Annotated in this window: 4 protein-coding genes; all 4 read left to right on the plus strand. The window is 31.6% G+C overall.

Translation table 11 applies throughout. The annotated features are described in order from the left end of the window. The first annotated feature begins 347 nt into the window (after positions 1–347). Positions 348–1,955, plus strand: a complete 1,608-nt coding sequence (locus V7014_RS26905) for a long-chain-fatty-acid--CoA ligase (protein WP_335512155.1) — start codon at positions 348–350, stop codon at positions 1,953–1,955. Positions 1,956–2,118: 163 nt separating this feature from the next. Then, positions 2,119–2,808, plus strand: a complete 690-nt coding sequence (locus tag V7014_RS26910; protein WP_335512157.1) for an ABC transporter ATP-binding protein — start codon at positions 2,119–2,121, stop codon at positions 2,806–2,808. Between the two features lie 12 nt (positions 2,809–2,820). Continuing rightward, on the plus strand, positions 2,821–3,633 hold the full coding sequence (locus V7014_RS26915) for a hypothetical protein (RefSeq protein ID WP_335512159.1): 813 nt from the start codon (positions 2,821–2,823) through the stop codon (positions 3,631–3,633). A 10-nt stretch (positions 3,634–3,643) separates the two neighbouring features. Then, on the plus strand, positions 3,644–4,481 hold an 838-nt coding region (locus tag V7014_RS26920), incomplete at its 3' end, for a hypothetical protein (RefSeq protein ID WP_335512162.1).

Genomic DNA, 4,481 nt, shown 5'->3' on the forward strand with positions numbered 1-4,481 from the left:
CTATTAGATAGACGACATGAAATTTATAATGAAATATTTTCTTAATGTTGTTGATTTGTATTAATATGAATACACATGTCTTTTGAATAAGACATGTGTATTTTTGGTTGGCTCTTAATCTTTTATATAATTCAATAGTAAACCTTTCAAAAAGTCATTAATATAATTATTTCATTTGGTATGAAAATTGCATCTTGAATAAAGGTGTTAAGTAAAAATTAGATTGGAATGGAGGGCGTTATCAACTTTTTGATTTTTTGAAAAACAATTCCAAATGCAAATCTTTTTATGTACTCTATTTTATTTTTGATTTTGAGTAATCGAAAGAAAAAAGTGAGGCGAAAAATGTGAAAAGACCATGGGTTCCTTTTTATCCAGAAGAAGCTAAGCCAGCAATGGATGTACCTTTAATTTCAATATATGAGTTAATTCATAATACTTGTACAGAATATCCGTCAAGCGAAGCAATCATCGATGGTGATAGAAGCTTCACATATTCTCGACTTAAAGATGCAATAGATTACTTTGCCTCCAGTTTACATCTTAGAGGTTTTAAGAAAGGAAATAGATTAGCGATTATGCTACCAAATAGTGTAGAGTATATTATTGCATTCTTAGCTACCCAAAGACTTGGGGGAATTGTTGTCCAGGTAAATCCGATGTATACAGCTCCCGAATTATCTCATATCCTTCATGATTCAGAAGTAAAATGGATGGTGAGCGAAGAAAGACAGCGTAGTAAATTAGAGAAGACTAATTTAGTAAATGAGATTATCTTCATTCAGACAGATAATACTGAGAATGAAAATAACTTATATCAATGGATTGCAGAACAAAATATAGAGCTGCCTGAAGTAATAATAGATCCGATGGAAGATATCGCATTGCTTCAATATACTGGTGGTACAACAGGACGTTCGAAAGGTGTTATGTTAACTCATTATAATTTAATCAGCAATGTCTATCATTCTACTTCTTTATATGCACACCTCCTTGATATACCAGGTGAAAGGTTACTAGGAATTACCCCATTATTCCACATCTCAGGAATTGTAAGTATGAACAGAAGCTTTCTAACTGCTAGCACTTACATTTGCGTACGTAGATTTCAAATTGACCAAGCATTACAATTAATTAGGAAGTTCCGTCCCACCTTTTTTCCAGGTTTGCCAACATTGTATATTGCTTTACTTCGTCATCCTGATTTAAAAAGTGATGACTTTAATAGTTTTAAATTTTGTACAAGTGGGACAGCGCCATTACCGAAAGAAGTAGTTGAAAGAGTTAAAGAGAAGACTGGAAACAATATAATAGAAGTTTTTGGTCTTTCGGAAGGGTTAATTACTCATCAAATACCTAGAGATGGTATTCATAAACTCGGTTCAATTGGGATTCCTATTCCTAAAACAGATGCCAAAATAGTTGATGTAGAGACCGGTAGAAATGAATTGCCTAATGGACAAACAGGTGAATTGATTATTAAAGGTCCATCAGTAATGAAAGGCTACTGGAAGAATAAAGAAGAAACAGCATTTGCACTAAGGGATGGCTGGTTATTTACAGGTGATTTGGCCACTATGGATGATGATGGATATTTTTTTATAGTTGGACGAAAAAAAGATATGATCATTGCAAGTGGATATAATATTTATCCCCAGGAAATTGAAGAAGTGCTTTATCAACATCCTTCAATTATGGAAGCTTGCGTCTTTGGAATTCCGGATGACTATCGGGGTGAAACAGTGAAAGCAATAGTTGTTACAAATGAGAATAATATAACGGAAGCTGAACTAATTCAATGGTGTAATAAAAAGTTAGCCCGCTATAAAGTACCGAAAATTATTGAATTTAGAAAGGAATTACCGAAAACTACCGTTGGTAAAATTTTACGTCGTACATTAATAGAAGAAGAAAAAAAGAAGGCAAAAACGTTTGTACAGAAGTCGATGGACTAATCGAAAGGCAGTTATTTTCTAAGAAAATTAAAACATTCCCAAAGTAGAACGGGAATGTTTTTTATTTTAATTTAAGAATATCTTAAGAATTTCAGTCGCCTAATATTAAGATTTTTTCGTTATTCTTACAATTGAGAAAGAGATAATGAATGGAGCGGATAATATGATTGAGTTACGTAATGTGACTAAAAAGTATGGAAAGAAAGTGATTTTAGATGATGTAAGTATTACTTTTGAAAAGGGTAAAATCAGCTGTTTACTTGGATTAAATGGAGTTGGAAAAAGCACAACCATGAAATCAATTATGCGATTAGTTCCAATTAGCAAAGGTGAAATATTGATAGAGGGCGAGCGAGTAAGTGAAAAGAATATTGATAAGATTGCTTTTCTTGCTGACACTCCCACTCACGAAATCAGCTGGACGGTAGAAGAAAACTTGCGATTTGCAGAAATTTATTACGATACGTTTGATTCCGAAAAAGCAAATCGTATGGTCGAATTCTTTAGTTTACCGAAAGAAAAAGCATTGAAAGAATTATCAAAAGGTAATTTAGCTCGTTTTACAATAATCATGGGACTTAGTCAAAATGCTCCTTATGTATTAATGGATGAGCCATTTAGTGGACTAGACTTATTCTCAAGAGAAGAGTTTATCGAATCCTTAAAATCAGAATTTATGATAGTAGATCAAACTATTGTAATTACAACTCATGAAATCGATGAAATTGAAGGAATTGCGGATGATATTATCTTGCTTGAGGAAGGAAAAGTACTCTGTAAATTTACAAAGCAAGAGGCAATAGCAGAAGGATTAACAGTAGTAGAAAAGATGAGAAAGATTTATAGAGGATAAAGGAGTATTTATATGAAATTCTTAACGTTTGTTGAAATCGATTTACGAAAAATTATTCCATTTTTATTAGGGATGTATGCGATCGCAATTATTGGTTTTCAAGGGATGTTCTTGAAAGTTACATATGACACAAAGGAAGAATTAGTTAGAGGAGCTACTGAAATGGGCGTTTCGATGGAGGAATTTATAAAAAGTGCTGATAAAATCAGTTTGACATCCATCATTGATCAAAATCCATATCCTTTAATAGTATTGATTTTTGTTGGGCTTGGGTTAATACTTTTTGGCTTTTACTTATGGTATAAAGAATGGTTTGGGGCATCAAAGCGAATTTATACGTTACTAAGTATTAAAGGAAGTCGATTCCGTATTTTCTTCAGTAAATTAGTCGTATTTATGTTTGTTTTCATCGCATACTACGGAATTGTTTTATTTAACATATTCGTAAGCAGTTTAGTTCTGAAGTTTATCTTACCAAAAGAGATTATTGCAGATAATCTTGTTCAAAACTTTATACTTCATTCGAAAGTATTACCTTTTATTATTCCTGTTAGTGGTGAAGCATTACTATTTAATCTTTCTTTTCTGGTGATGATGTTTGCTATTCTATCAGTATTTGTTCTATGGGATCGTTCAAAGCGAATTTGGGGGATGGTTGGTGGCTTTATTTATATGGTTAGCACAGTTGTCTTGTTCTTCTATCTAAATACGTTAGATTTATACACATCTGAGCGAACTTTAGTTAACTGGGCATTTACAATCACTGTTCTCACTATTAGTACTGCAATTAGTTATTACTTATTAAAGAAAAAAGTTTCGATATAGGAGAGTAATTATGAAATTTACTAGAATTATAACCTTTTCATTAATAAGTGCTTTATCAATTGGAACGTTAATTGGCGTTGCAGAGTTTAATAAAGCACCAGTAGATAGAAAATTTATATTAGAAGATCAAAAAGGAAATCGTGATGCTTTAGGAACTATAGAATTAAGTAATATTATTAAAGTGGGAGATAATAAATTTGAAGAAGTAATACTAACAAAGGATCAAGTTCGATTTGAAAATACAAAGTATGATCAATTTCACGGCGTTGGTGAAAAAGTATTAAATAATAAAGAGATGTATCGTGGAATGAATTACGCAGTAGATTATGAAAATAATAAGTTTAAAATGATTGCTTCATTTAACTCTAGTTTTCCATACGGATCGAATGATGCATATGTAACAATTGCTAGAAAAGATAAAAAGACTAAAGAACTTCAGAAAGAAGAGATACCAGTTAGTGGTATTACAACGGATCAACAAATTAGTCACGAAACACTTTTTGAATATAACGATGTTATGTATTACGGTGTTGTGTTACAAAATATGTCATCTGGTTCAGGGAAATCATTATTCAAATTGTATCAAATCATGCCAAATAACCTTCAATTAAAAGAAGTAATGAATATTGACGTGGCATTATCGGGTGATTATACAGAGATTAGTAGAATTATTGTAGATGGAAATAAATTATATATGATGTTATCAAATCAACAAGAATTCGAACTACTAACAGTAGATTTAGCAACAAAAAAAGACGTAAGAATTAAATTACCACAATTCACAAAAAATAATACTTATATTGACACATTTACTGCAGATGAAAGCCACTTCTACATTAGTGTAGATA

The sequence above is a fragment of the Bacillus sp. JJ722 genome, assembly GCF_036963345.1.
GTDB lineage: Bacteria > Bacillota > Bacilli > Bacillales > DSM-1321 > Bacillus_AD.

Coding starts and splice junctions, on each gene's coding strand:
- V7014_RS26910 (WP_335512157.1), top strand. CDS start 2,119: ATGATTGAGTTACGTAATGTGACTAAAAAGTATGGAAAGAAAGTGATT.
- V7014_RS26915 (WP_335512159.1), top strand. CDS start 2,821: ATGAAATTCTTAACGTTTGTTGAAATCGATTTACGAAAAATTATTCCA.